Source organism: Pseudomonas sp. c313 (genome assembly GCF_055407145.1).
Map to the genome: position 1 here is coordinate 75969 of NZ_JBUZRD010000001.1, position 26678 is coordinate 102646.

General features: G+C 59.7%; 29 protein-coding genes. 13 read left to right on the forward strand and 16 right to left on the reverse strand.

Features of this window, described 5'->3' with window-relative positions; genetic code table 11:
- Window positions 1–103: 103 nt before the first annotated feature.
- Window positions 104–1003, forward strand: coding sequence for a TIGR01777 family oxidoreductase (locus tag ACZRKZ_RS00415; RefSeq protein ID WP_463980414.1), 900 nt, complete (start codon window positions 104–106; stop codon window positions 1001–1003).
- 14 nt (window positions 1004–1017) lie between these two features.
- A complete protein-coding gene (hemH, locus tag ACZRKZ_RS00420; RefSeq protein ID WP_463980415.1) occupies window positions 1018–2040 on the forward strand; it encodes a ferrochelatase in 1023 nt (340 codons plus the stop codon).
- A 9-nt stretch (window positions 2041–2049) separates the two neighbouring features.
- Here hemH and ACZRKZ_RS00425 read toward each other — a convergent pair whose 3' ends face one another.
- A complete protein-coding gene (locus ACZRKZ_RS00425) occupies window positions 2050–4158 on the reverse strand; it encodes a TonB-dependent siderophore receptor (protein ID WP_463980416.1) in 2109 nt (702 codons plus the stop codon).
- Between the two features lie 75 nt (window positions 4159–4233).
- Complete coding sequence (gene algW / locus ACZRKZ_RS00430; RefSeq protein WP_463968008.1) at window positions 4234–5388, reverse strand: Do family serine endopeptidase AlgW; 1155 nt, start codon at window positions 5386–5388, stop codon at window positions 4234–4236.
- A 102-nt stretch (window positions 5389–5490) separates the two neighbouring features.
- Here algW and ACZRKZ_RS00435 point away from each other — a divergent pair, with 102 nt between their 5' ends.
- From ACZRKZ_RS00435 to cysN, 3 genes are all read left to right on the forward strand, one after another.
- Window positions 5491–6249 carry a Nif3-like dinuclear metal center hexameric protein gene (locus ACZRKZ_RS00435; RefSeq protein ID WP_350616566.1) on the forward strand — a complete coding sequence of 253 codons (759 nt, stop codon included), beginning with the start codon at window positions 5491–5493 and terminating at the stop codon, window positions 6247–6249.
- A gap of 134 nt (window positions 6250–6383) precedes the next feature.
- Entirely contained in the window at window positions 6384–7301 is a 918-nt protein-coding gene (cysD, locus tag ACZRKZ_RS00440; RefSeq protein WP_133101974.1) for a sulfate adenylyltransferase subunit CysD, read from the forward strand.
- Between the two features lie 9 nt (window positions 7302–7310).
- Window positions 7311–9209, forward strand: a complete 1899-nt coding sequence (cysN, locus tag ACZRKZ_RS00445) for a sulfate adenylyltransferase subunit CysN (protein ID WP_463968009.1) — start codon at window positions 7311–7313, stop codon at window positions 9207–9209.
- A gap of 169 nt (window positions 9210–9378) precedes the next feature.
- On the opposite strand, the gene ACZRKZ_RS00450 is transcribed toward cysN, so the two are convergent.
- From ACZRKZ_RS00450 to ACZRKZ_RS00460, 3 genes are read right to left on the reverse strand one after another with little or no spacing between them, the layout of a single operon-like run.
- Window positions 9379–10281: an acyltransferase gene (locus tag ACZRKZ_RS00450; protein ID WP_463980417.1), complete on the reverse strand. Its 903-nt coding sequence runs from the start codon at window positions 10279–10281 to the stop codon at window positions 9379–9381.
- Window positions 10282–12381 carry a phosphate acetyltransferase gene (pta, locus tag ACZRKZ_RS00455; RefSeq protein WP_463968011.1) on the reverse strand — a complete coding sequence of 700 codons (2100 nt, stop codon included), beginning with the start codon at window positions 12379–12381 and terminating at the stop codon, window positions 10282–10284.
- 48 nt (window positions 12382–12429) lie between these two features.
- Window positions 12430–12738: a DUF3565 domain-containing protein gene (locus ACZRKZ_RS00460; protein ID WP_463968416.1), complete on the reverse strand. Its 309-nt coding sequence runs from the start codon at window positions 12736–12738 to the stop codon at window positions 12430–12432.
- On the opposite strand from ACZRKZ_RS00460, the gene ACZRKZ_RS00465 reads away from it, so the two are divergent.
- From ACZRKZ_RS00465 to ACZRKZ_RS00475, 3 genes are all read left to right on the forward strand, one after another.
- Window positions 12737–13222, forward strand: a complete 486-nt coding sequence (locus ACZRKZ_RS00465; protein ID WP_149411722.1) for an FKBP-type peptidyl-prolyl cis-trans isomerase — start codon at window positions 12737–12739, stop codon at window positions 13220–13222. The two genes, ACZRKZ_RS00460 and ACZRKZ_RS00465, sit on opposite strands and share 2 nt — an antisense overlap.
- Window positions 13223–13357: 135 nt before the next feature.
- Window positions 13358–13840 (forward strand): glutathione peroxidase, encoded by a 483-nt coding sequence (locus tag ACZRKZ_RS00470; protein WP_463968012.1) that lies wholly within the window; start codon window positions 13358–13360, stop codon window positions 13838–13840.
- A 236-nt stretch (window positions 13841–14076) separates the two neighbouring features.
- Window positions 14077–15180: an NADH:flavin oxidoreductase gene (locus ACZRKZ_RS00475; protein ID WP_463980418.1), complete on the forward strand. Its 1104-nt coding sequence runs from the start codon at window positions 14077–14079 to the stop codon at window positions 15178–15180.
- Here ACZRKZ_RS00475 and ACZRKZ_RS00480 read toward each other — a convergent pair.
- Window positions 15167–16351, reverse strand: coding sequence for a glycosyltransferase family 4 protein (locus ACZRKZ_RS00480; RefSeq protein ID WP_463968013.1), 1185 nt, complete (start codon window positions 16349–16351; stop codon window positions 15167–15169). The two genes, ACZRKZ_RS00475 and ACZRKZ_RS00480, sit on opposite strands and share 14 nt — an antisense overlap.
- 301 nt (window positions 16352–16652) lie before the next feature.
- Window positions 16653–17408, reverse strand: coding sequence for a sulfate transporter CysZ (gene cysZ / locus ACZRKZ_RS00485; protein WP_350616558.1), 756 nt, complete (start codon window positions 17406–17408; stop codon window positions 16653–16655).
- A 311-nt stretch (window positions 17409–17719) separates the two neighbouring features.
- Here cysZ and trxB point away from each other — a divergent pair, with 311 nt between their 5' ends.
- On the forward strand, window positions 17720–18682 hold the full coding sequence (gene trxB, locus ACZRKZ_RS00490; protein ID WP_463980419.1) for a thioredoxin-disulfide reductase: 963 nt from the start codon (window positions 17720–17722) through the stop codon (window positions 18680–18682).
- 87 nt (window positions 18683–18769) lie between these two features.
- On the opposite strand, the gene ACZRKZ_RS00495 is transcribed toward trxB, so the two are convergent.
- From ACZRKZ_RS00495 to ACZRKZ_RS00520, 6 genes are all read right to left on the reverse strand, one after another.
- Window positions 18770–19108, reverse strand: coding sequence for a HopJ type III effector protein (locus ACZRKZ_RS00495; protein WP_463980420.1), 339 nt, complete (start codon window positions 19106–19108; stop codon window positions 18770–18772).
- On the reverse strand, window positions 19101–19397 hold the full coding sequence (locus ACZRKZ_RS00500; RefSeq protein ID WP_133101987.1) for a DUF1244 domain-containing protein: 297 nt from the start codon (window positions 19395–19397) through the stop codon (window positions 19101–19103). The genes ACZRKZ_RS00495 and ACZRKZ_RS00500 overlap by 8 nt, the downstream gene beginning before the upstream one ends.
- 24 nt (window positions 19398–19421) lie before the next feature.
- Window positions 19422–19793 carry a dihydroneopterin triphosphate 2'-epimerase gene (gene folX / locus ACZRKZ_RS00505; RefSeq protein ID WP_003194073.1) on the reverse strand — a complete coding sequence of 124 codons (372 nt, stop codon included), beginning with the start codon at window positions 19791–19793 and terminating at the stop codon, window positions 19422–19424.
- A gap of 2 nt (window positions 19794–19795) precedes the next feature.
- A complete protein-coding gene (gene folE / locus ACZRKZ_RS00510) occupies window positions 19796–20356 on the reverse strand; it encodes a GTP cyclohydrolase I FolE (RefSeq protein ID WP_463980421.1) in 561 nt (186 codons plus the stop codon).
- 20 nt (window positions 20357–20376) lie between these two features.
- Complete coding sequence (folM, locus tag ACZRKZ_RS00515) at window positions 20377–21087, reverse strand: dihydromonapterin reductase (RefSeq protein ID WP_463980422.1); 711 nt, start codon at window positions 21085–21087, stop codon at window positions 20377–20379.
- A gap of 61 nt (window positions 21088–21148) precedes the next feature.
- Window positions 21149–21709: an antibiotic biosynthesis monooxygenase gene (locus tag ACZRKZ_RS00520; RefSeq protein WP_463980423.1), complete on the reverse strand. Its 561-nt coding sequence runs from the start codon at window positions 21707–21709 to the stop codon at window positions 21149–21151.
- 229 nt (window positions 21710–21938) lie between these two features.
- Between ACZRKZ_RS00520 and ACZRKZ_RS00525 the strand changes: the two genes are divergently transcribed.
- The gene (locus ACZRKZ_RS00525) at window positions 21939–22898 is read left to right on the forward strand and encodes a MerR family transcriptional regulator (RefSeq protein WP_463980424.1); all 960 of its coding nucleotides are present in this window, start codon (window positions 21939–21941) and stop codon (window positions 22896–22898) included.
- A gap of 2 nt (window positions 22899–22900) precedes the next feature.
- On the opposite strand, the gene ACZRKZ_RS00530 is transcribed toward ACZRKZ_RS00525, so the two are convergent.
- Together ACZRKZ_RS00530 and ACZRKZ_RS00535 are read right to left on the reverse strand one after the other, a co-directional pair.
- Complete coding sequence (locus ACZRKZ_RS00530) at window positions 22901–23506, reverse strand: hypothetical protein (RefSeq protein ID WP_463968020.1); 606 nt, start codon at window positions 23504–23506, stop codon at window positions 22901–22903.
- Window positions 23507–23564: 58 nt separating this feature from the next.
- Window positions 23565–24032 carry a PAS domain-containing protein gene (locus ACZRKZ_RS00535; protein WP_463980425.1) on the reverse strand — a complete coding sequence of 156 codons (468 nt, stop codon included), beginning with the start codon at window positions 24030–24032 and terminating at the stop codon, window positions 23565–23567.
- A 152-nt stretch (window positions 24033–24184) separates the two neighbouring features.
- On the opposite strand from ACZRKZ_RS00535, the gene ACZRKZ_RS00540 reads away from it, so the two are divergent.
- Window positions 24185–24640 (forward strand): flavodoxin, encoded by a 456-nt coding sequence (locus ACZRKZ_RS00540; RefSeq protein ID WP_133101994.1) that lies wholly within the window; start codon window positions 24185–24187, stop codon window positions 24638–24640.
- Here the strand turns inward: ACZRKZ_RS00540 and ACZRKZ_RS00545 are convergent.
- The gene (locus tag ACZRKZ_RS00545; protein WP_149411710.1) at window positions 24621–25517 is read right to left on the reverse strand and encodes a LysR family transcriptional regulator; all 897 of its coding nucleotides are present in this window, start codon (window positions 25515–25517) and stop codon (window positions 24621–24623) included. The genes ACZRKZ_RS00540 and ACZRKZ_RS00545 overlap by 20 nt on opposite strands.
- A 98-nt stretch (window positions 25518–25615) precedes the next feature.
- Here ACZRKZ_RS00545 and ACZRKZ_RS00550 point away from each other — a divergent pair, with 98 nt between their 5' ends.
- A complete protein-coding gene (locus tag ACZRKZ_RS00550; RefSeq protein ID WP_463968021.1) occupies window positions 25616–26002 on the forward strand; it encodes a CidA/LrgA family protein in 387 nt (128 codons plus the stop codon).
- Window positions 25992–26678, forward strand: coding sequence for an LrgB family protein (locus ACZRKZ_RS00555; RefSeq protein ID WP_463980426.1), 687 nt, complete (start codon window positions 25992–25994; stop codon window positions 26676–26678). The genes ACZRKZ_RS00550 and ACZRKZ_RS00555 overlap by 11 nt, the downstream gene beginning before the upstream one ends.

Genomic DNA, 26678 nt, shown 5'->3' on the forward strand with positions numbered 1-26678 from the left:
ATGGTTAAACCTGCGGGTTAAACCAACGTGCGCCGGATTAAAAAGATCCCTGCTTATAAAATAGACCAGTGATGGCCGGCGAACGTTACACGAGGAAGATCTCATGCATATTTTGCTGACCGGTGGTACGGGTCTGATCGGTCGCCAGCTCTGCCAACATTGGCTGGCACAGGGGCATCGCTTGAGCGTCTGGAGTCGTCGCCCCGAGCAGGTGGCCAAGCTCTGTGGTGATCCGGTGCGCGGCATAGCCCGTCTGCAAGACCTGGCGGAGCCGGTGGATGCGGTGATCAACCTGGCCGGAGCGCCTATTGCCGACCGGCCCTGGACCCATAAACGCAAGGCCCTGTTGTGGAGCAGTCGGATCAGCCTGACCGAAACCCTGCTGGCTTGGCTAGACGGCCTTGAGCACAAACCTGCGGTGTTGATCTCCGGTTCTGCGGTCGGTTGGTACGGCGACGGCGGTGAGCGCGAGCTGACTGAAGACAGCGGCCCGGTGCAGGACGATTTCCCCAGCCAACTGTGTATCGCCTGGGAAGAAACCGCCCAGCGTGCCGAAGCCCTCGGCATACGCGTGGTATTGGTGCGTACAGGCTTGGTGCTGGCGGCGCAGGGCGGCTTTTTGTCGCGCCTGTTGCTGCCGTTTAAACTGGCGCTGGGCGGGCCCATCGGTAATGGTCGGCAATGGATGCCGTGGATCCATATCAAGGATCAAATCGCCTTGATTGATTTTCTTCTGCACAAGAGCAACGCCAGGGGTCCTTATAATGCCTGTGCACCTCATCCGGTGCGCAACCGCGAGTTTGCCAAAACCCTGGGCAAGGTGCTGCACCGTCCGGCGTTCATACCCATGCCGGCCTTCGCCCTGCGGGTGGGGTTGGGTGAGTTGTCCGGCTTGTTGCTGGGCGGTCAGAAGGCGGTCCCGGAACGGCTGTTGGCCGCCGGTTTCACATTTCAGTTCACTGAGTTGCACGCGGCCCTGGATGACTTGTCCAGCCGCCTCTAGAGATAGGATGTTGCATGACGGATCACGCGTTGTTACTGGTCAACCTGGGTTCACCGGCGTCCACTTCGGTGGCCGATGTGCGCAGCTACCTCAATCAGTTTTTGATGGACCCTTATGTAATCGACCTGCCGTGGCCGGTACGGCGTTTGCTGGTGTCGTTGATCCTGATCAAGCGTCCCGAGCAGTCGGCCCATGCCTACGCCTCGATCTGGTGGGAGGAGGGTTCGCCGCTGGTAGTCCTTAGTCGCCGCCTGCAACAGCAGATGACTGCCCAGTGGACCCAGGGCCCGGTGGAACTGGCGATGCGCTACGGCGAACCGTCGATTGAAAGCGTGCTGACCCGCCTGGCCGCCCAGGGCATCCAGAAAGTCACCCTGGCGCCGTTGTATCCGCAATTTGCCGACAGCACCGTGACCACGGTGATTGAAGAAGCCCAGCGGGTAGTGCGCGAGAAGAAGCTCAAGGTGCAGTTCTCGATCCTGCAGCCGTTCTACGATCAGCCGGAGTACCTTGATGCCCTAGTGGCCAGTGCCAGGCCGCATTTGCAGCAAAACTTTGATCACCTGTTGTTCAGCTTCCACGGCCTGCCGGAGCGGCACCTGAAAAAGCTCAATCCTGGTCATGAATTCGATGGCGCCTCTGACTGCTGCGCAAATGCCTCGCCAGAAGTCCGGGCCACTTGCTATCGCGGGCAATGCTTCAGCGTCGCTCAGGCTTTTGCCGAGCGCATGGGCTTGCCGGATGGCAAGTGGTCTGTGGCATTCCAGTCGCGCCTGGGTCGGGCGAAGTGGATCGAACCCTATACCGAGGCCCGGTTGGAAGCGCTGGCCAAGCAAGGGGTTAAGAAGTTGTTGGTGATGTGCCCGGCGTTTGTCGCAGACTGCATCGAGACCCTGGAAGAAATTGGTGATCGCGGGTTGGAGCAGTTCCGTGAGGCGGGGGGCGAGGAGTTGGTGCTGGTGCCGTGCCTTAATGATAATGAGCAGTGGGCGGCGGCGCTCAATACGCTGTGTGAAAGAGCGCCGCTGCAATTGTAGGCGCCGTGGTTACAGGTTGAGGGTCAGGCTGACGGTGAAATTGCGCGGCTCACCGGGGTTGACCCAGTAGTTGCTGTAGGAGCGCTCGTAGTACTTTTCATCGAACAGGTTATTGAGGTTCAGGCCCACCGTGACGTTGTCGCTGGCTTTGTAATGGGCCAGCAGGTCGACGGTGTGATAGGCCGGCAATTGAAAACTGCCACCGGCCTCGCCCGAGCGATCGCCGACGTAGGTGAAGGCGGCGCCCAGATCAGAGCCACGCAGCAGGCCATCCTGAAACTCATACACCCCCAACAGGCTGCCACTGCGCTTGGCCACGCCGAGAATGCGGCTGCCGGCAGGGATGGCCTTGTTGCCCTTGGTGACTTCGGCATCAATGTAGGCAAAGGCGCCAATGACCCGCACAGCGTCGGTTAATTGCCCGGTCAGTTGCAGGTCAAATCCCTGGCTGCGAGCCTTGCCCATGGCGCGGCTGGTGTTGGTGTCCGGGTCCAGGGCCAGAACGTTTTCCTTTTCGATATGGAACGCGGCGAGGGTGGTGCTCAGGCGGTCGTCGAACAGCTCACTCTTGATACCCACTTCGTAGCCCACGCCTTCTTCAGGTTTGAAGGATTTGCCGCCAGCGTCCAGGCCATTGTTGGGCTTGAATGAGGTGGAGGCGTTAGCAAACAGACCGACTTGAGGCGTCAGTTGATACAGCAGGCCGGCGCGCTGGGTCAGGGCGTCGTGGGCCTGCTGGCTTTTGGCGTGGTTACGGGTGAAGTCGTCAGTGCTTTGTTCGAAGTGTTCGAAGCGCGCGCCGACCATGCCCCGCAGACGGTCAGTGAAGACGATCTGGTCCTGCAGGTTCAGTGCCTGGCTTTTGACCTGTTCGAAGAAGTTGGTGCCGGAGCGGGCCCCGTTGGGTTTGGGCTGGCCGTAGATCGGCTTATAGATGTCGATGGGGTAACTGCCAGCAATGGCGGTCACCCGTTCTTTCTTGCGGTAGTCCTCGTATTCGGTACCGATCAGCAGTTCATGCTGCCAACTGCCAATGTCGAACAGGCCGCGCAGTTCCAGCTGGGTGATGCTGTCGTGCCAACCGGTGGAACGTTCGCGATAACGGCGGTTGATGGTGTGGCCATCGGCGTTCACTGCGCGGTTCTCAGAGGCGTCGCCCCTCAGGCTGCCTTGTTTGTAATGGCTGGCCAGGCGTAGTTTCCAGGCATCGTTCAGATGATGCTCAAGGGTCGCTTGCAGGCGGTTGTTGTGGTTGTCGATAGCGCCGTCGTTGGGCTCGCCGAGGAAGGTCGAGCGGGAGACGCCGCTCCAGCGGTTATTGGGGGCGACGATGCCGCGGTCGAAGGTTGAGCTGTGACGCACGAATTCACTTTCCACCAACAGGTGGGTGTCCGGGTCCAGTTGCCAACTGAACGATGGTGCGACGAACACGCGCTTGCTCTGCACGTGATCGCGAAAGCTGTGGTTGTCTTCCACCGCCAGGTTGACCCGCGACAACACGTTGCCTTCGCTGTCCAGCGGGGTGTTGATGTCAACCGCGGTGCGGTAGCGATCCCAGCTGCCGGCGCTGGTCTGCACGGTGGTAAAGGCTTCGGGCTGCGGTTTTTTGGTGACGATATTGACGGTGCCGCCGGGGTCGCCGCGACCATAAAGGCTGGCGGCGGGGCCCTTGAGCACTTCGATCCGTTCGATATTGGCCGCGTCCGGGGTGCTCGGGTAGCCACGGTTGGCGCTGAAACCGTCCTGGTAGAACTCCGAGGTGGTGAAGCCGCGCACGCTGTATTCGTAGAGGGTCAGGCCGCCGAAGTTGTTCTGCTTGGACACGCCGCCGGCAAACTCCAGGGCACGCTCGACATTGGTACTGCCCAGGTCCTTGAGCACCGTGGCGGGAATCACGCTGATCGATTGGGGGATATCTCGCAGGGCGGTGTCGGTCTTGGTCGCACTGGCGGAGCGGGTGGCGCGATAGCCCTTGACCGGCTCGGTGGCCGATTCGTAAGCGTCGGCGGTGACGCTGATGGCGTCCAGTTCAACGGTGTTGGTGTCTTCGGCGAACACCGGGTCCACCAGCAGGCCCAGGGCGATGCCCGCCAGTGGAGCAAATTTACGAGACGTCATGGTAGAGCGTTCCAATATCAATATTGAAACAATATAACATGACTAATGAGAGTGTATCTCTTTGGAGTTTTACCCTTACTCCTGTTCTTTTACCGGCGCGGGCGGCGGCCGCAACCCGACTTCTGCCGACAGCCTGATCTCTTTGCCGTTGCGCATCACCAGGATGGCAACTTTCTCGGTGGGTTTTATCCGCGCCACCTGGTTCATCGACTTGCGGCCATCGCCAGCCGGTTCGCCGTCGATACTGAGGATCACATCGCCGACCTGCATGCCGGCTTTCTCGGCCGGGCCACCCCGCAGGATCCCCGCGATGACGATTCCTGGCCGCCCTGTCAAACCAAAGGATTCTGACAACTCCTTGGTCAGCGGCTGCACTTCAATCCCCAGCCAGCCACGAATCACTTGGCCGTGCTCAATGATTGACTTCATCACTTCGGTGGCCAGTTTTACCGGGATCGCGAAACCGATGCCTTGGGAACCACCGGATTTGGAGAAAATTGCGGTGTTGATCCCGGTCAGGTTGCCGCTGGCATCCACCAGCGCGCCGCCGGAGTTGCCGGGGTTGATTGCGGCGTCGGTCTGGATAAAGTCTTCGTAGCTGTTGAGGCCCAGTTGATTGCGCCCGGTGGCGCTGATGATGCCCATGGTCACCGTCTGGCCGACACCAAACGGGTTGCCGATGGCCAATGCGACGTCACCGACCCGCAAGCCTTCGGAGCGGCCGATGGTGATCGACGGCAGGTTCTTCAAATCGATTTTCAGTACTGCGAGATCGGTTTCCGGGTCGCTGCCGACCACGCGGGCCAGGGTTTCCCGGCCATCACGCAGGGCGACGACGATCTGGTCGGCGCCGGTGGTCACGTGGTTGTTGGTGAGGATGTAGCCTTCCGGGCTCATGATCACCCCGGAGCCGAGGCTCGATTCCATGCGCCGCTGCTTGGGCGAGTTGTCACCGAAGAAACGCCGGAACTGCGGGTCTTCAAACAGAGGGTGCGGCGGTTTGTTGATGACTTTGGTGGTGTACAGGTTGACCACGGCTGGCGCTGCGACGGTCACCGCATCGGCATAGGTCACCGGGCCCTGTTGCACCGCGCTGGTTTGCGGTGCCTGTTGCAGGTTGACGTCCAGGCTCGGCAGGCCGACCCATTGGGGATAACGCTGAATAATCAGCGTGGCAATCAGCACGCCGGCCAGCAATGGCCATCCAAAAAAACGCAGTGCCTTGAGCATTAAGCAAATCCTGACAGGTTGCAGGGGGCGCGGGAGCGCCCATAATGTGGCGCATTATACGAGGCCGCGAGCGCCTCTGAACGGGATATTTAGGAGTCTTTTATGGCCGTCGCCCTGAGCACCCTCGTAGAAGAAGCAGATCGCTACCTAGGCAGCGCAAAAATTGCCGATTACTGCCCCAATGGCCTGCAAGTTGAGGGCCGGCCGCAAGTGCTGCGCATCGTCAGCGGCGTGACCGCCAGCCAGGCATTGCTGGACGCAGCGGTTGAAGCCCAGGCCGATCTGGTGCTGGTGCACCACGGTTATTTCTGGAAAGGCGAAAACCCGTGCATCACTGGCATGAAACAGCGCCGCCTCAAGACCTTGCTCAAGCACGACATCAGCTTGCTGGCGTATCACCTGCCTTTGGATCTGCACCCGGAGGTTGGCAACAACGTGCAGCTTGCCAGGCAGTTGGATATCACCGTCGAAGGCCCACTGGACCCGGACAACCTCAAGGTCGTCGGCCTGGTTGGTTCCCTGGCAGAGCCCGTGTCGCCCCGTGACTTCGCTCGCCGCGTTCAGGAAGCCATGGGCCGCGAGCCGTTGTTGATCGAAGGCAGCGAAATGATCCGCCGCGTTGGCTGGTGCACTGGCGGTGGCCAGGGCTACATCGATCAGGCCGTGCTGGCGGGAGTCGATCTGTACCTGAGCGGTGAGGCCTCTGAGCAGACGTTCCATAGTGCTCGGGAAAACGGCATCAGCTTTATTGCAGCCGGGCATCACGCCACCGAGCGCTATGGGGTGCAGGCGCTGGGGGATTACCTGGCAAGGCGCTTTGCCCTGGAACATATATTCATTGACTGCCCCAACCCGATTTGAGGGCCAAACCCAGCGGCATATTCATATATCGTTTCGATCTAGCCAGCTCCCTGATTAGAAGCAGGTGCTGTGCTAGCATGCCTCGCTCGAACACGGCCCGCTGGCCGTCCATAAGATCGTTTTCGTGAGTAGCCATGGTCGACAAACTGACGCATCTGAAACAGCTGGAGGCGGAAAGCATCCACATCATCCGCGAGGTCGCCGCCGAGTTCGATAATCCGGTGATGCTCTACTCGATCGGTAAAGACTCCGCCGTGATGCTGCACTTGGCGCGCAAGGCATTCTTCCCCGGCAAGCTGCCGTTTCCGGTGATGCACGTCGACACCCAGTGGAAATTCCAGGAGATGTACACGTTCCGCGACCGTATGGTCGAAGAGCTGGGCCTGGAACTGATCACCCACGTCAACCCTGACGGTGTGGCGCAAGGCATCAACCCGTTTACCCACGGCAGCGCCAAGCACACCGACATCATGAAGACTGAAGGCCTGAAGCAGGCCCTCGACAAGTATGGTTTCGACGCAGCTTTCGGCGGCGCCCGTCGCGATGAAGAGAAATCCCGTGCCAAAGAGCGCGTGTACTCATTCCGCGACAGCAAGCACCGCTGGGACCCGAAAAACCAGCGCCCTGAGTTGTGGAACGTCTACAACGGCAACGTCAACAAGGGCGAGTCGATCCGCGTGTTCCCGCTGTCCAACTGGACCGAGCTGGACATCTGGCAGTACATCTACCTTGAAGGCATCCCGATCGTGCCGCTGTACTTCGCCGCCGAACGCGATGTGATCGAGAAGAACGGCACGCTGATCATGATCGACGACGAGCGCATCCTCGAGCATCTGTCCGACGAAGACAAAGCCCGTATCGTCAAAAAGAAAGTACGTTTCCGTACCCTTGGCTGCTACCCGTTGACGGGCGCGGTGGAGTCTGAAGCCGAGACGCTGACAGATATCATCCAGGAAATGCTCCTGACGCGAACTTCCGAGCGCCAGGGCCGTGTCATCGACCACGATGGCGCCGGCTCCATGGAAGACAAAAAACGTCAGGGTTATTTCTAAGGGGTTGTCATGTCGCACGTATCTGATTTGATCAGCGAGGACATCCTCGCCTACCTGAGCCAGCACGAACGCAAGGAAATGCTGCGCTTTCTGACCTGTGGCAACGTCGACGACGGCAAGAGCACCCTTATCGGGCGCCTGCTGCACGACTCCAAGATGATCTACGAAGACCATCTGGAAGCCATCACCCGCGATTCGAAGAAAGTCGGTACCACCGGTGACGATATCGACCTGGCGTTGCTGGTCGACGGCCTGCAGGCCGAGCGTGAGCAGGGCATCACCATTGATGTGGCTTACCGCTATTTCTCCACCGCCAAGCGTAAATTTATCATCGCCGACACCCCTGGCCATGAGCAGTACACCCGCAATATGGCCACTGGTGCTTCCACCTGTGACCTGGCAATCATCCTGGTGGATGCCCGCTACGGCGTGCAAACCCAGACCCGTCGCCACAGCTTTATCGCCTCGTTGCTGGGCATCAAGCACATCGTCGTCGCGATCAACAAAATGGACCTCAACGGCTTTGATGAAAGCGTGTTCGAGTCGATCAAGGCCGACTACCTGAAGTTTGCCGATGGCATCGCCTTCAAGCCGAGCACCATGGCCTTTGTGCCGATGTCGGCGCTCAAGGGCGACAACGTGGTGAACAAGAGCGAACGCTCGCCCTGGTACACCGGCCAGTCGCTGATGGAGATCCTTGAAACCGTCGAGATCGCCAACGACCGCAACTACACCGACCTGCGTTTCCCGGTGCAGTACGTCAACCGTCCGAACCTGAACTTCCGTGGTTTTGCCGGCACCCTGGCCAGCGGTATCGTGCACAAGGGTGACGAAGTCGTGGTACTGCCGTCGGGCAAGAGCAGCCGCGTCAAATCCATCGTCACCTTCGAAGGTGAACTGGAACACGCAGGTCCCGGCCAGGCCGTGACCCTGACCATGGAAGACGAGATCGACATCTCCCGTGGTGACCTGCTGGTGCATGCCGACAACGTGCCGCAAGTGACCGACGCCTTCGACGCCATGCTGGTGTGGATGGCTGAAGAACCGATGCTGCCGGGCAAGAAATACGACATCAAGCGCGCCACCAGTTACGTGCCAGGTTCCATTACCAGTATCGTCCACCGTGTCGATGTGAACACCCTGGCCGAAGGCCCGGCCAGTGCCTTGCAGTTGAACGAGATCGGCCGGGTCAAGGTCAGCCTCGATGCCGCCATCGCCCTCGATGGCTATGCCAGCAACCGCACAACTGGTTCGTTCATCGTCATTGACCGTTTGACCAACGGCACCGTCGCGGCAGGCATGATCATCGCCCAGCCGGTGACTCACGGCAGCGCGGCGCAGCACGGCAAGTTGGCCCATGTAGCCACCGAAGAGCGTGCCCAGCGTTTCGGCCAGGAACCTGCCACCGTGTTGTTCAGCGGCCTGTCCGGCGCTGGCAAAAGCACCTTGGCCTATGCGGTTGAGCGCAAGCTGTTCGACTTGGGCCGTGCGGTGTTTGTGCTCGATGGCCAGAACCTGCGCCATGACCTGAATAAAGGTCTGCCACAGGATCGCGCCGGGCGTACCGAGAATTGGCGTCGTGCCGCTCATGTGGCGCGTCAGTTCAATGAAGCCGGCTTGCTGACCCTCGCCGCCTTTGTCGCCCCGGATTCCGAAGGCCGCGAACAGGCCAAGGCGCTGATTGGTGCTGATCGTCTGCTGACGGTGTATGTGCAGGCGTCGCCGCTGGTATGCGCCGAGCGTGATCCGCAAGGCTTGTATGCGGCGGGCGGGGATAACATCCCTGGCGAGTCTTTCCCGTACGACGTGCCGTTGAACGCCGATCTGGTGATCGACACCCAGGCGTTGTCGCTGGAAGAAAGCGTCAAGCAAGTGCTGGAGCTGCTGCGTCAGCGCGGCGCGATCTAAGCATCGTCGCTACAAAAAAGCCCGCCACCGATCACTCGGTGGCGGGCTTTTTCATGTATTCAGCCTAGATCATTTGTAGGTGCGAGCTTGCTCGCGAAAAACCCGAAAGCGCCGTTGGGTGTCAGGCTAACAGCGTTATCGTTAACGACCATCGCGAGCAAGCTTGCTCCTACAAAGGGCGCGCGGGGAATTCGTGGTGCAGCTTCTCCAGAAGTGCATCCTTCTCTTCCCACAACCCATTGATCCACCCCTGGAACTGCAACCGATACTCCCCATCCTGCTCATAATTCTTGCCAATGAACTCGGCCGGGATCTGCACCTCTTCGAACTGCACCACCACATCCTGCACATTGCCACACAGCAAATCCCAGTAGCCGGGCCGCCCGCCAGGGTAGTGAATGGTCACGTTCACCAGCGACTTCAGTTGTTCACCCATGGCATCCAGCACAAACGCAATGCCGCCGGCCTTGGGCTTGAGCAGGTAGCGAAATGGTGACTTCTGCTGGGCATGCTTGCCCTCAGTAAACCGCGTGCCCTCGGCGAAGTTGAAAATGCCCACCGGGTTGTGGCGAAACTTCGCGCAGGTCTTGCGGGTGGTTTCCAGGTCTTTGCCTTTCTTCTCCGGATATTTTTCCAGGTAGGCCTTGGTATAGCGCTTCATGAACGGGAAGCCCAACGCCCACCAAGCCAGGCCGATCACGGGGACCCAGATCAATTGCTGCTTGAGGAAAAACTTCAGCGGGCGAATACGGCGGTTGAGCACGTACTGCAGCACCATGATGTCAACCCAGCTCTGGTGGTTGCTGGTCACCAGATAAGAATGCTGATAATCCAGCCCTTCAAGCCCGGTCAATTGCCAGCGCGTGCGCTGCACCAGATTCATCCAGGCCTTGTTATTACTGATCCATGCTTCGTGAGTGTGATTCATCAGCCACTCGCTGAAGCGCTGGGCGAACGGCAGCACCTTGAACAGCGCTACGATAAACAGGAACGAGCACAGCAGGATCGTGTTCAACGCCAGTAACAGCGAGGCGATCACCCCGCGCACGGCGGGAGGTAGAAAATCCAGCATTTAGACATCCATAGGTCGGTTGGCGGCTTGAATTGCGGTCAGGGCGATGGTGTAGACAATGTCGTCCACCTGGGCCCCACGGGGCAGATCATTGACCGGCTTGCGTAGGCCTTGCAACATCGGGCCAAGGCTCACGCAATCGGCGCTGCGCTGCACCGCCTTGTGGGTGGTGTTGCCGGTGTTCAGGTCCGGGAACACGAACACCGTGGCCTTGCCCGCCACCAGACTGTTGGGCGCCAGTTGGCGGGCGACGGTTTCGTTGGCTGCGGCGTCGTACTGCAACGGGCCGTCGATCAGCAGCGAGCCTTGCGCTTCATGGGCGAGCAAGGTGGCTTCGCGGACTTTCTCCACCTCTTCGCCGCTGGCCGAGTCACCGCTGGAATAGCTGATCATCGCTACGCGCGGGGTGATGCCGAAGGCGGCGGCCGAGTCGGCGCTTTGCAGGGCGATCTCCGCCAGTTCCGCCGCGCTTGGGTGCGGGTTCATCACGCAGTCGCCGTAGACCAGCACCTGCTCGGGGAACAGCATGAAGAATACTGACGACACCAGGGTGCAGCCCGGCGCCGTTTTAATCAGCTGCAGGGCTGGGCGGATGGTGTTGGCGGTGGAGTGGATGACGCCCGAGACCAGGCCGTCGACTTCATCCAGCGCCAGCATCATCGTGGCGATGACCACGGTGTCTTCAAGCTGCTGCTCGGCCATCGGCGCGTTGAGGCTTTTGCTCTTGCGCAAGGCTACCATTGGCTCGACATAACGCTGGCGAATCAGGTCAGGGTCAAGAATCTCCAGCCCTTCGGGCAGTTCGATGCCCTGGGCGCGAGCCACCGCTTCCACGTCTGCCGGTTTGGCCAGCAGAACGCATCGGGCAATGCCCCGCGCCTGGCAGATCGCTGCAGCCTGCACGGTCAGCGGTTCGCTGCCTTCCGGCAAAACGATGCGCTTGTTGGCCGCCTGGGCGCGCTGGATCAACTGATAGCGGAACACCGCCGGCGACAGGCGCATTTCCCGTGGCGTACCGCAGCGCTGGTGCAGCCAGCGGGCGTCCAGCTGGCTGGCGACAAAGTCGGTGATGATCTCCGCGCGCTCGCGGTCATCAATCGGGATTTCCTTGTTCAGGCTGTTGAGCTGGTTGGCGGTCTCGTACGAGCCGGTGCTCACCGACAACACTGGCAGCCCGGCCTGGAACGCGCCACGGCACAGGTCCATGATCCGAGGGTCGGGCAGGGTGTCGCTGGTCAGCAGCAGGCCGGCCAATGGCACGCCGTTGATGGCGGCGAGGCTGACGGCGAGGATGATGTCGTCGCGATCCCCCGGCGTCACCACCAATACGCCGGGCTTGAGCAGTTCCACGGTATTGCGCATGGTGCGCGCGCAAATGATGATCTTGGTCATGCGCCGGGTTTCGTAATCCCCGGCGTTGAGTATCTGCGCGCCCATCAGGTCGGCGACGTCACGGGTGCGCGGGGCGTTGAGTTCCGGTTGGAAGGGAATGCAACCCAGCAGACGGAAGTCGCCACTGCGAAGCAATGGCGAATGCTCTTTGAGGCGCGCGGCGAAGGCTTCCATGCTTTCGTCGGTACGCACCTTGTTGAGGATCACACCGAGGACTTTCGGGTCCTTCGGCCCGCCGAACAGTTGGGCCTGCAGTTCCACGCGGCCCGATAGCTCGGTGAGCACGTCGTTTTCCGGGGCCGAGACCAGGATCACGTCGGCATCCAGGCTTTTGGCCAGGTGCTGGTTGACCCGAGCCGCATAGCTGGCGCTGCGGGTCGGCACCATGCCTTCGACGATCAGCACGTCCTTGCCCACGGCGGCCTGTTGGTAAAGGGTGATGATTTCTTCCAGCAGCTCATCGAGCTGGCCGTCGCCGAGCATCCGCTCGATATGGGCCAGGCCCAGGGGCTGGGGCGGCTTCAGGCCGTGGGTGCGGGCCACCAGTTCGGTGGAGCGCTCCGGCCCGGTGTCGCCGGGGTGCGGTTGGGCAATCGGTTTGAAAAAGCCGACTTTCAGCCCGGCCCGTTCAAGGGTACGCACCAGCCCAAGGCTGATGGAGGTCAGACCCACACCGAAATCGGTGGGCGCGATAAAAAAAGTCTGCATGCGAATTCTCTGATGGGTTCAAGCCTATGTCTGGCCTGTAACCGAACTTCAATCCCTAAGGTTATCCCTAACTGAGCCCTGCGCGCACCAGCCACAGTCAAAGCGCTGGCCTATTTTTTCCAGGCGTTGTGCGCGATCTTGTACCCAGGCCCGGGATTGCCAGGGTGGCTGGTGGCGCAGGTGCTGGGTGTGGCCACAGGAAAGCTCGGCGACCCAATGTTGGTCTTCATCCTGATGAAAACCGATGACCGTCGAGTCTATTGATCGACTCCGTCCGTCCGGGTTCTGTTCGCTTTCGGGCAAATCCTTGTTTAGACTTGTCCGTTCTTCATTCTTATGCAAAAGGTCTCGCCCCATGCTGATCGCCGCCAATAAGGCTGTCTCCATCGACTATACCCTGACCAACGACGCTGGTGAGGTCATCGACAGCTCCGCCGGCGGCGCGCCGCTGGTCTACCTGCAAGGTGCAGGTAACATCATCCCAGGCCTGGAAAAGGCCCTGGAAGGCAAGAAGGTCGGTGATGAACTGACCGTTGCCGTAGAACCTGAAGATGCCTATGGCGAATACGCTGCCGAACTGGTCAGCACCCTGAGCCGCAGCATGTTCGAAGGCGTCGACGAGATGGAAGTGGGCATGCAGTTCCACGCATCCGCTCCGGACGGCCAGATGCAGATCGTCACCATCCGCGACCTGGACGGCGATGACGTTACCGTCGATGGCAACCACCCGCTGGCAGGCCAGCGCTTGACCTTCCAGGTCAAGATCGTTGATGTGCGTGATGCTTCTCAGGAAGAAGTGGCCCACGGCCACGTTCACGGCGAAGGCGGTCACCACCACTGATTGATGGGCTACGCTCTGTCAGTTGGATAAAGGCGCCTTCGGGCGCCTTTTTTAATCGGCGGCTATTATTGCCGACTTGGCGGTTGTAATCTCGAACTGCCGTTTTGCGAAGAACATGGGAAATCGGAGTTCGTCATGAGTGCTTTCCACGACCTTAAACTCAAAGCCCTGGATGGTCAGGAGCTGCCTCTGGCGCCCTTCAAGGGGCAAGTCGTGCTGGTGGTCAACGTGGCCTCCAAGTGTGGTTTGACACCGCAATATGCGGCGCTGGAAAACCTCTATCAGCAATACAAAGACCAGGGTTTTACCGTGCTGGGTCTGCCGTGCAATCAATTTGCCGGTCAGGAGCCAGGCACCGAGGAAGAAATCCAGGCGTTCTGCAGCCTCAACTACGGCGTGACTTTTCCGTTGGGCAGCAAGCTTGAGGTCAATGGCCCTGAGCGTCACCAGTTGTACCGGCTGCTGGCGGGCGAGGGTGCCGAGTTTCCTGGGGATATCACCTGGAACTTCGAAAAATTCCTGCTGGGTAAAGATGGCCGGGTATTGGCGCGCTTTTCACCGCGTACTGCACCTGATGATCCGACCGTGGTCCAGGCCATCGAGAAAGCCCTGAACTGAACACAACCTCACTGTAGGAGCGAGCTTGCTCGCGATGGACGTTAACGATAACGCGTGGTACCTGAATGAACGCGGCGTCCCTGAGTTCATCGTCGGAACGCCGCCCGACGCAAGCTCGCGCCTACAATAATTGCCCTGCTTTTACCCCTTAATCACTGCAATCAATAGTGCTGTTCAGCACTGCGCACACTCCATATTATCCATGTCATAAAATCCCTCTCCCGTGGAGTGCTCCCATGCCTGTCCAAGCTTTGTTCAAACCCTTCCAGCTCGGTGCACTGCAACTATCGACTCGCGTGGTCATGGCGCCGATGACCCGCTCGTTTTCACCGGGCGGCGTCCCTAATTCCAAGGTGATCGAGTACTACCGTCGTCGCGCTGCCGCGGGTGTGGGCCTGATCATCACCGAAGGCACCGTGGTCGGGCATCAAGCCTCCAACGGTTACCCGAACGTCCCGCACTTTTACGGCGAGGCAGCGCTGGCCGGCTGGAAAAAAGTGGTCGATGCCGTGCACGCCGAAGGCGGCAAAATCGTCCCGCAACTGTGGCATGTGGGGAGCGTACGCCGCATCGGCACTGAGCCTGATGCCAGCGTGCCAGCTTATGGTCCGACCGAAAAACTCAAGGACGGCAACGTTGTGGTCCATGGCATGACGGTCCAGGACATCAAGGAAGTCATCGCCGCCTTCGCCCAGGCCGCCAAGGATGCGCAGAGCATCGGTATGGACGGCGTGGAAATCCACGGTGCCCACGGTTACCTGGTGGACCAGTTCTTCTGGGAAGGCAGCAACCAGCGCACCGACGAATACGGTGGCAGCCTGGCAAATCGCTCGCGGTTTGCCATTGAGTTGATTCAAGCGACCCGCGCCGCAGTGGGACCGGATTTCCCGATCATTTTGCGTTTCTCCCAGTGGAAGCAGCAGGATTACACCGCGCGGCTGGTGCAAACCCCTGAAGCGCTGGGTGAGTTCCTCAAGCCGCTGTCCGACGCGGGCGTGGATATTTTCCACTGTTCCACCCGCCGTTTCTGGGAGCCAGAGTTCGAAGGCTCCGAACTGAACCTGGCCGGCTGGACCCGCAAGCTCACCGGCAAGCCAACCATCACCGTGGGTAGCGTCGGCCTGGACGGCGAGTTCCTGCAATTTATGGTCAGCACCGACAAGATCGCGCAGCCGGCGAGCCTGGAAAAGCTCCTGGAACGCCTGAACAATGATGAGTTCGATCTGGTAGCCGTCGGCCGTGCGCTGCTGGTGGACCCGGACTGGGCGGTGAAGGTGCGCGAGGGGCGTGAGGGCGATATTTTGCCGTTCAGCCGTGAAGCGTTGACTACTTTGGTGTAAGTGGCGGTAGGACGGGCAGTTGCTGCCCGTCCTCACACACCCCGCGCAACTGTCGTTCAAACTGCTCGATAATCGCTGGCCAACCCTGCCGGCTGGCATGCTGCCTTGCATTGAGCCGCACCCGCCGCAAACTCTCGTGTTCTTCCAGCAGCCAGTTGGCTGCGTCGCAAAACGCTTCCTCATCCCCTGGCATCGCCAGCACGCCACTGTAGCCATGGCGAATATGCTGGGTGGCGGCCGCCTGGTCGTAAGCCACCACACCGAGCCCTGAGGCCATGCCTTCCAGCACCACATTGCCGAAGGTTTCGGTCAGGCTGGGAAACAGAAACAGATCCCCCGAGGCATAGTGCCGAGCCAGTTCCTCGCCGCGTTGAGTCCCGCAAAAAATTGCCTCGGGCAGCGCTTTTCTCAGCATTTCTCGTTGGGGCCCGTCACCGACGATGATCAGCTTAAGCTGCCGCTGTGGATAAGTGGCCTGCAGCGAATCGAAGCAGCGTTTGAGCAGCCCCAGGTTTTTCTCTGGCGCGAGGCGTCCGACATGCAGCACCGCAATGTCCTCGTTCCCCAGGCCCCAGCGTTCGCGCAAGGCATTGTCGCGCTTGGCCGGATGAAACAACTGACTGTCGACACCCCGTGACAACAGTTCCAGGCGCTCGAAGTGACGACGCTCCAGTTCCAGGCGCTGACTGACGCTGGGAACCAGGGTCAGGGTCGAGCGGTTGTGAAACCAGCGCAAGTAGTGGGTCAACACCCGGCTCAACATGCCCAGGCCATATTGGCGGGTGTACTGCTGGAAGTTGGTGTGAAAACCGCTGACCACGCTGATTCCCAAACGCCGTGCCGCGCGCAGGGCCGACAAGCCCAACGGGCCTTCGGTGGCGATGTACAACACATCCGGGCGTTGGCGTTTCCAGCGGCGCAGCAGCTTGTGCATCGATGATTGCCCCCATTGCAGGCCTGGATACCCAGGCAGCGGCCAGCCGCGACACAGCAACAGGCCTTCGTCACTGGCACGGCTTTGGTCGCTGCCCTGGCGCGGCCGGACCAGCTCCACCTGATGCCCGCGCGCGCGCAAGCCGTCACACAGGCGGCCAAGGGTATTGGCCACCCCATTGATCTCCGGCGGGAAGGTTTCAGTAATGAGGGTGATGTGCAGGGAAGCTGTCGTCATGACACCAGTGTCGGCGCGGGCCATGTCGTCATTGTGTCATTAAGATGATGGATTTATGACGGCGTGGCCCGGCAACTGGATCAGTTAAGCGGTGTCTTCGCCGGTTGCACCGGCAAGATAGGTTCGCTGGCGGCTACGGCTCCCCTGGCCTCGCCTCCCAACATCAATCCGAGCATCAGCATCAACGGTCTGTACAGGGTGCGCTTCCCACAGGTTTCTTGCTCACCTCAAGATTTTCTTAAGTGAACAGCATTGGTGCCAGATGTGGGATTGTCACCATGATCCAGATCAATCAAGCAGGTCAGCGCTTTTCCACCGTCATCGCCTCGGCGCCGCGCTCACGCACCCAGAACAAGGTCGCCCCGGCCACCGCCGCCGGCATCATCAGCAGGTTGACCACCGGGATCAGCAACACCAGATAGACGATCCCGCCAAAACTCATGCTCTGCCAACGTTTTTCACGCAGCCAGGCGAGCATTTCGTTCCAGCCCAGTTTGTGGTTATCCGCCGGGTAGTCGATGTATTGAATTGCCATCATCCACACCCCAAACAGCAGCCACAGCGGTGCGGCCACCAAGTTGACCACCGGAATGAACGACAGGATAAACAGGCCGATGGCCCGCGGCAGGAAGTAGCCCAGCTTGCGCATTTCCCGGGCCAGGGTGCGCGGGACCATGGCGAACAGCTCGGCCCAGCTGAAGGCCGGGAAGTCATCGGTGCCACGCACCACCACTTCGACCTTCTCCGCGAGAAAGCCGTTGAACGGTGCGGCAATGATGTTGGCAAGCATGGTGAAGGTGAAGAACACCATCAGCACCACCAGCACCACGAATAGCGGCCATAGGAGATAATTCAGGAAGCTCAGCCAACTTGGCAGGGTCGGCATCAGCGTATCGACCCACAGGCTGAACTGATGGCCGGCAAAATAGATCAATCCGACGAACAGTATCAGGTTGATTGCCAGGGGCAGCAGGACGAATAGGCGCAGGCCTGGGCTGAGGATCAGTTTGAGACCTTCGCGCAGGTATTGTGGGCCTGAGAGGACGGGGGCGGGCATGGATGACTCCGGGCAAGGTGACGAACGCGCTGACCTTACCGGCTTTGCATTCAAGGCGAAAGCACGGCCGGTACGTCGACATTAACGGTAACAAACCGGTTGATTAATAGACGTGGCAGCATAGAGACCACCTATGAGCTGGATTGTTATTCCGTATTTCCTTAATCTTGCCCCCCTCGATACGCTGCACCCATTATTTTTCAGGGCCTGCGAGTTCAAGCCTTCCCCAAGTGCTTCGCAGTCCTTTTTTATTCCAGCCGGTCTGCCGGCGTTCCGCTCAAGTATCTCGGGGCGGTCGATAGGAGTGAGTCATGTCTGAAGTCCGTCATTCGCGAGTGATTATTCTCGGTTCCGGCCCTGCCGGTTACAGCGCTGCCGTCTACGCTGCCCGTGCCAACCTCAAGCCACTGTTGATCACCGGCATGCAAGCGGGCGGTCAGTTGACCACCACCACCGAAGTCGACAACTGGCCGGGCGACGTCCATGGCCTGACCGGTCCGGTGCTGATGGAGCGCATGAAAGAACACGCCGAACGCTTTGAGACCGAGATCGTCTTTGACCACATTAACGCGGTCGACTTCTCGAAAAAGCCTTACAGCCTGACCGGCGACAACGGCGTCTATACCTGTGACGCGCTGATCATCGCCACTGGCGCCAGTGCCCGCTACCTGGGCCTGCCGTCAGAAGAAGCGTTCATGGGCAAGGGCGTTTCCGCCTGCGCCACCTGCGACGGTTTCTTCTATCGCAACAAACCGGTTGCCGTAGTCGGTGGCGGCAACACTGCCGTGGAAGAGGCGTTGTACCTGGCCAATATCGCCAGCACCGTGACCCTGGTTCACCGTCGCGAGACCTTCCGCGCCGAGAAGATCCTGATCGACAAGCTGCATGCACGGGTTGCTGAAGGCAAGATCATCCTCAAGCTCAACGCCACCCTGGATGAAGTCCTGGGCGACAACATGGGCGTGACCGGTGCTCGCCTGAAAAACAACGATGGCAGTTTCGACGAGCTGACCGTCGACGGCGTGTTCATCGCCATCGGCCACACCCCGAACACCTCGTTGTTCGAAGGTATGCTGACCGCCAAAGACGGTTACCTGGTGGTGCAGGGCGGCCGTGAAGGCAATGCCACTGCGACCAACATCGAAGGCATCTTTGCCGCCGGTGATGTGGCTGACCATATTTACCGCCAGGCCATTACGTCCGCCGGCGCCGGTTGCATGGCGGCACTGGATGCCGAGCGTTACCTCGACGGGTTGAAGGACGCTGCGCTCTAAATCGTTGAAATAAAAAAACCGGCTGCGAGGCCGGTTTTTTTATGCGCACGATCTGATGCTTTGATCACTCCGCGTGGGAGCGATCATTCAGCGGCGAGTCAGAGGCTGCGTGGCAAACTTCACGCCCGCCAACCCATGCTCAATCAATGCACGAATATTGCCATGGTCACTGCCCTCAGGCGTGGCCAGCACCGACCGGTAATGCTCGCCAAACGCCAGCAATGTTTCCTGATCGCTCAAGCCTTCCAACAAGGCCAGGCCCAGGGCCTTGCAAGAACCTTCGTTCTGCCCAGCAGCGTTTTCCACACTGGCGTTGGTGAAGGCCTGTGGCTGGTAATCGTAGCCGGCGGCGACAAAGGCCAAGGTGTCGGCCAAGACGTGTTCGCCGCTATTGAGGCTGGCGCGCAGGGCGTTCAGGTCAGTCATGGGTTTTTCCCTTGGCGAACGCCGCGTGCTGTTCGGCGCTGGCTTCTTGCTGGTATTGGGCTTTCCATTCGGCGTACGGCATGCCGTACACCACTTCACGGGCGTCATCGAGGCTGACCTCGATCTGGCGCTCATCGGCCTCGGCCTTGTACCACTTGGACAGGCAGTTGCGGCAGAAACCGGCGAGGTTCATCAGGTCGATGTTCTGTACATCCTTGCGGCTGTCCAGGTGTGCGACCAGGCGGCGAAAGGCGGCGGCTTCAAGTTCAAGGCGTTGTTGATCGTTCATAATGCTCACTGCGAATGTAAGGGCTTAGCGACTCGCCGCGAGGGTGATCGACACCGACTCGGCAAAACGTAACGCATGGGGCTTGTCGACTTCGACTTCGGCATACAGCACCGACTCGTTGCTCATCACCAGGTCCAGCAGTTCCTGGGTCAGGCGCTCCAGCAGGGCAAAGCGATTGCCTTCCACGTGGGCAATGATGGCCTTGGTGATGGTGCGGTAGTTCAACGCGTGGTCGATATCGTTGTCGCGTACGGCTTCCTGGGCGGCGTACAGGATGGTCAGGTTGATCAACACATCCTGCTTGTTGAGGATTTCATCCTCGTTGATTCCGATAAAGGTACGCAGGCACAGGTCCTTGACCCGGATGCGCGCCATGCCTGGCTGAAGTTGTGGCATTACTACTTGCTCCGTCCAATCAGTTGCAGGAACTCCATGCGGGTGGTGTTCGACTCGCGGAAGGCGCCGAGCATCACCGAGGTGTTCATGGTTGAATTCTGTTTTTCCACGCCGCGCATCATCATGCACATGTGCTGGGCTTCAATCACCACCGCCACGCCAGCGGCCTGGGTAACGTCCTGGATAGCGTCGGCGATTTCCCGTGTGAGGTTTTCCTGAATCTGCAGGCGTCGGGCGAACATGTCCACGAGGCGCGCAATCTTCGACAGCCCCAGCACCTTGCCCGTCGGAATATAGGCCACATGGGCCTTGCCGATAAAGGGCAGCAGGTGATGTTCGCACAGGGAATACAACTCGATATTGGCGACGATCACCATTTCGTCACTGTCGGAAGCGAACAACGCACCGTTGACGATCTCATCAATGCACTGGGTGTAGCCATTACACAGGTACTGCATGGCCTTGGCCGCGCGTTTTGGCGTGTCGAGCAAGCCTTCGCGTTCCGGGTCTTCACCCAGGCCCTTGAGAATCTCACGGTAGTGCTGAGGCAGGGATAAAGTCATACAGCATCCTCGCAAGCGGCTTATTTGATGTGTCGCCCGCCGTTGACGGTCAGGGTCGTTCCGGTGACATAAGGGTTATCCAGCAGGTAACGCACGCTCTGGTAAATCACTTCGGGACCGGGCTCGATGCCCAGTGCCGACTTGCCCAGGACCTTGGCGCGGTAGGCCGCGTCGTCGTCTTCGTTGAACATCACCATTGCCGGCGCGATGCCGTTGACCTTGATCTGCGGCGCGTACTTGGCGGCAAAGGATAAGGTCAGGCTGTCGAGCCCGGCCTTGGTGGCGCAATAGGCGATGTGCTGGCGGCTACCCTTGCGGGTCACGTCGTCGCTGATATGCAGGATGTCGGCCGGTATGGAACGTTGCAGCAAGTGCGCACAATGAAGGTTGATCAGGTACGGCGCAAGCATGTGCACGCTGAACATGTCAGCAAAGGCCCGGCTTTCCTCGCCGGGCGTTTCTGCTTCCCAGGCCGAGGCATTATGAATGATCGCGCGCAGGCTGCTGGTATGAGCGTTCAGTTCATCGATGAAGGCAAGGATGCCGGCCTCGCAGGAGAAGTCGGCAAACAAGGCAATCGCGCCGCGATCGCGCAGGGTCTGTACGCCGGGACGTTCGCTGCGATAGCTGAAAATCACCGGCTGCCCCTCGTCCAGCAGGCGTAAAGCGCAATGTAGGCCGACACGCTGGCCGGCACCGGTGATCAGGATCGGGGCGGGAGATGAGGTCATGGGAGGCTCGGGTCGCTGGCAGGCTAAAACTATACCAGCGACCGGCCAGTTGCGGACTAGCTCAAACCACTGCTTCAGTGGGTTTTACCCGCAATGGCGCGGGATGTAACCAACTCGCCAACAGATGAGTCGACAGCGGGATAAAGAGGTAGACCATCAACGGCGTCAGCGCCAGGGTGCTGACCAGTACGCGACTCAACAGCCCCAGTTCGGCGAGCAACGGCTCAAGCCCGAAATTGAACAACAGCGACACCGGGAAAAATGCCAGCCAGATGGCAACTGCCTGCTTCCAGCGCGGGGGGCGTTGGCCGATCGCGCCAAACCAGCCGTCCATGCCGCGGACTCGATGCTCCGACGGGTCGGCGAACAACTCGCTGCCACGGCCAAGCCAGGCGCCGCGCGAGGCGGAGAACTCCCAGGCATGCAGGGTCTGCTCATTGGCAAAACGGAAGATGATCTGGAATTCGTCGTCATCGGGAGGCGGTGCAAGCACGCCGGAGCCCAGATAGCCGGGGAAGTCAGTGGCCAATTGCTCGCCTTCGCGCAACCAGGCCATCAAGTCTTGATAGCGACCTTTGGCCACGCGGCGCGCGACCATCAAGGTAACGGGTAGGGTAGACATTGTGTATCTCCATATGTATGGGCGCACGGTACCGGGTAGGTGGCGCACCAGACGCAGCTGCGGGGTAGAGCGGCTGCGCTAAAATTCTGGTTTTAAAAACCTAGCAAGGATTATTCCTGAATTGACGAAATACACCAGCGGCATTGGTCGGTTGGGCTAGGACCTTGAAACCGACAGGTGTAAGGCGTTAAATGGGATCCAACTTTTCCCCTGGTGTTCGTGTTCACTGATGCCCGTAATCACTGCTCTTCAACCTGAAACTGCGCATGGCGGCACATCCAATGGCGATGAGCTGTTCCCGATTCGTGAAGTAGCGAGATTGACAGGAATCAACCCGGTCACGCTGCGGGCGTGGGAGCGACGCTACGGCCTGATTCAGCCGGTGCGCACCGAAAGCGGGCATCGATTGTATTCCCGGGACGATATTGAGACCGTCCATCGTATTCTCGATTGGATTGAGCGCGGCGTCGCGGTCAGTAAGGTGGGCAAGATTCTCGCTAGCGGCGATGGGCCAGACCTGTCACCGCGCAACGTCCGGGAAGACGCCGAATATCACGAGTGGACTCAGTGGCAACTGCAACTGCAGCAGGCCATCGGCTCTTTTGATGATCGGCAGTTGGACCGCCTGTACGGGCAGATTTTTGCCGCTTACCCCGCGCCAGTGGTGTTTCAGGACATCCTGATGCCTCTCTGGCACCAGCTGTTGCGCCATCAGGGCCGTTTTGGCCAGGCCAGCGAGTGGCTGTTTTTCGACAGTTTCTTGCGTGCCCGGACCTGGCAGCGCCTGCAACTGGCATGTGCCTCCCAAGCGCCGCGGATATTGCTGGCAGTCATTGCTGGTGAATGCCGTGAACTGGAGTTGCTCGTAGCCGGTGTATTGATGGGCGGTGACGAGTTGGCGGTTCGCGTACTGAGCATGGGCCAGCCATTTGATGAGTTGACGCTGATCTGTGAAAAGACCCGGCCGCAAGCCTTGGTAGTGTTTTCCAACCATTCGCCGACCAGCGAGTTGCCGCGACGCTTGAGTCGGCTGGCATTGACCCTCAATTGCCCGTTGCTGTTGGCTGGCGATGCCTCGGACCTGGCTGAGCACTACTTGGCCGGTTCGTCCATCGGCTGCCTGGGCAATGAAGGGCGATTGATGCAGCGGCGCTTGCAGCAGTTTCTCGGCGGTACCCTGGACACCTGAGATCAGGCGTGAACTTCAGGGTGGGCGAGGCGGTGTTGCTGCAGGATGAACTGGCGCAGGCGTTCGGTTTCGTCTGCGTCCCCCTGGCTTAAGCGGTAGGCGAACAAACCTTGGGCGTTTTCTCGCTCAAAGGTGCCACGCAGGGCAATACGCTCGTAGCCCGAAGGGCTGAACCACAAAGAAAAGGTTTTCGGCGGTTTGCTCCGGCCTCGGGCTTCCACCAGCACCCCTTTGAACGACACCTCATGAACAAGCAGCACGCCGGGCTGGCCCTTGATGTTCTCCAGGGCCACCGGCTCCTCAAGCAGCAACCGCCACGGCCGAATCATCGGCCCGTCTTCGAAAATGCTCGGCACGCCCAAGCGCAGGTGTACGGCATTAAACTCGTCTTCCACCAGTTGCAGCGGAAAGGTCATTTGCTGGTTATCGAATTGCGCCTGGATGGTGACGTGTTCATGGGCCGCCAGGCGGGTGAGCAGATCACGAATCTGCGCACCGCCATTGACCATCAGGCTCGACGACGCGTCCCGCACATTCAATTGCGGGTTATGGTGCATGGTCTGGATAAAATCCAGCTCGTCCTGCGTCAATAGCGCGTCGCGTTGCATTGATCTGGCTCAAGGGAATGCGTGGAAAAATCGATTATCGCTCTACTGACCGCATTTTCTAAGTTTTGTTAGATCCGCTCGTCGCTTTGAGTGCGCAAAGTTCGGCTGTAACGGCGGCCAGTTGGCTTTCCAGTTGCGCGACACGCTGCTGGGCCTTGACTTGAACCGTGATGTCTTTTTGTACACCAACGAAGTAAGTCTGTTTATCGGCCTGGTTGTAAACCGTTGATAACGACAGCTCATTCCAGAAATGCGTGCCGTCCTTGCGGTAATTACGCAGGATTTCCCGGCAGGCGCCTTCGGTATCCAGTGCTTCGCGAATGGCCATCAGCGAGGGCTGGTCACGATCGCCCGATTGCAGGAAGCGGCAGTCCTGGTAGAGGACTTCTTCGCGGGTGTAGCCGGTCAAGCGTTCGAAGGCGGGGTTTACATAAATCAATGGTTTGTCTTTGCCTTCCTTTTCGGCGATGACGATGCCGTCGTTGGAGGCGTTGATGACCATTTGCATCAATTGGGCGTTAATCATTGAGCGGCCCATGGCTTGTTTATGGAGTGTGCAGTTTAAGGCACGTCAGCGGCCTGTCCACTTGTCATCATTGAATAGTGGATGGCATTCACTGAAACCTTCGCGCCAGCTGTTAATATCCCAGGCTTTTACTCAGCTACAGGATCAGTTTGATGAAAGTCGCCATCCTTTCCGGCTCGGTGTACGGCACGGCTGAAGAAGTCGCCCGCCACGCTGCAACACTCCTCAATGCAGCCGGTTTCGACGCCTGGCACAACCCTCGGGCGACCCTGGCGGACATCCAGGGCTTTGCCCCTGAGGCTTTTTTGGCCGTTACCTCCACCACCGGCATGGGCGAGTTGCCGGACAACCTGCAGCCGCTGTATTCGACCATCCGCGACCAATTACCGGCAGCCTGGCGTGGTTTGCCTGGCGCGGTGATCGGCCTGGGCGATTCCAGCTACGGCGATACCTTTTGCGGCGGAGGTGAGCAAATGCGCGAGCTGTTTGGCGAGTTGGGCGTGCGCGAAGTGCTGCCGATGTTGCGTCTGGACGCCAGCGAAAGTGTGACCCCGGAAACTGACGCCGAACCGTGGCTGGCCGAGCTGGTTACTGCACTGCGCGGCTGATCGGGTACTCGCGCAGCAATGCCAGCCAGGCCTGGGCAGCTTTCGACAGATAAGCGCCCTCACGCCAGATAAAGGCGATGTCCCAGCGCAGGTACTCCGGGGCCTTGAGCGTCAGGCGTACCACGCCGGGGCGCACCAGGCCGCGGGCTACCACGCTGGGCAGCAACACCACGCCCTGGCCGGCGGCCACCAGCGCCGCGAGAAAATCCGCCTGGCCGCTGCGTCCGCTTTCCTTCGGTGTAAAACCCACCTGCTGACAGGCTTGCAGCAATCGGTCGTTCAAGACAAAGCTGCGCTGGTACATCAGGAACGGCGTGTCCGCCAATTCCTCCAGGCGGATCTGCGCGTTATCCGCCAGGGGATGGTCCATCGGCAACAAAGCATCCAGCGGCTCATCGCAGAACGCTTGCCAGGCAAAGGCCGGGTTGGTGGGCATCAAACTGCCGCCTACTTCCAGTTCACCATTGAGAATCGCCTGCTCAATGTTGCGGCTGCCGCCTTCAAGCAACTGGATGGTCACATTGGGATAGCGCCGTCGGTATTCGGCAAACAGGCGGGCGAACAGAATGTCACCGCCCAGTTGCGGCAAGCCCATGCGCAATTCGCCGCGGGTCATCTGATTCAAATCGTCCAGTTCACTGAGCAATTCGTTTTGCAGGCGCAACATCGCTTCGGCCCGTTGCAGCACCACTTGGCCGGCGGCGGTCAGGCGTACCTGCGAGCCCATGCGATCGAGCAGCGGCGTGCCGAGGCTCTGCTCCAACTGCGCCACCTGCTTGCTGACGGCAGATTGGCTGATGTGCAGGGTTTTCCCCGCCTGGGTAAAACCACCTCGATGAACCACTTCGACAAAGCTGCGCAGCTGTTTGAATTCCATTGCCATGATTCCAGTTTGGAATAGTTTGCAGTCTAACAATTCGCTTTAGGGATGTCAGGCGACTCTTTAAAATGAGTGCCTGCGAGGACCCAAAGCTCATGAAAAGTTTCACCTTCAAACACCTTGGCCGGTTGCTGGTTGAACTGGTGGTACTGCTGGCGATTTACCTGCTGGGCTGCCAACTGGCAGTGTGGCTGGCGTGGCCAATTCCCGGCGGCGTGATCGGCCTGGGCCTGTTGTTACTGGTATTCGCCAGCGGCCTGATCAAGCCGGCGGCCCTGCAATTGGGCGCTGGCGTGTTGATTGCGGAAATGCTGCTGTTCTTTATTCCGGCCCTGATGAGCCTGCTCGACTACGGTGGCCTGCTGCGCCATGACGGTTGGCGGATCATGCTGGTGATCGGCTTCAGTACCTTGATGGTCATGCTGGTAACGGCCTTCACCGTAGAGATGGTGTGCCGCTGGAAACTGCGCCATGAAGCTTGAGATGATGCCGATGTTCTGGTTGGCCCTGACGTTGGCCGCTTATGTGTTCAGCCGATGGATCTATCGGCGCACCGGGCGCTACTTGTTGTCGCCGCTGATTCTGGTGCCGGCGCTGTTGCTGGCGGTGGCTGTGCCGCTGAACACCGCTTATGCCGAATACTCCACCGACACCCACTGGCTGATGCTGGTGCTGGGCCCGGTCACCGTGGCTTTTGCCATTCCGATCTGGCAACAACGCCAGTTGCTGATGCGCCATTGGCCGGCGTTGTTGCTGGGGATGCTGGCGGGCAGTGTGGCCTCCATCGGCACCTCATTCGGGCTGGCCAAGGCGTTGGCATTGGACAGTTCGGTGACCCTATCGCTGGTGCCGCGCTCGATCACCACGCCGTTTGCCATGCCCATGGCCCATGACCTGGGCGGTGTGCCAGAACTGACAGCGGTATTCGTGATGTTCACCGGCGTATTTGGTGCCATGCTCGGCGGGGTGCTGCTCAAGTGGCTGCCGTTGCGCAGTGCCCTGGCTCGGGGCGCCTTGTTTGGCGTCGGGGCGCATGGGGCGGGCGTCAGTCGTGCCCATGAAGTGGGCAGTGAGGAAGGTTCGGTGGCGGGCCTGGTCATGGTTTTGACGGGTTTGCTCAACCTGTTCGCCGCACCTTTATTGGTGTCGCTTCTCTGA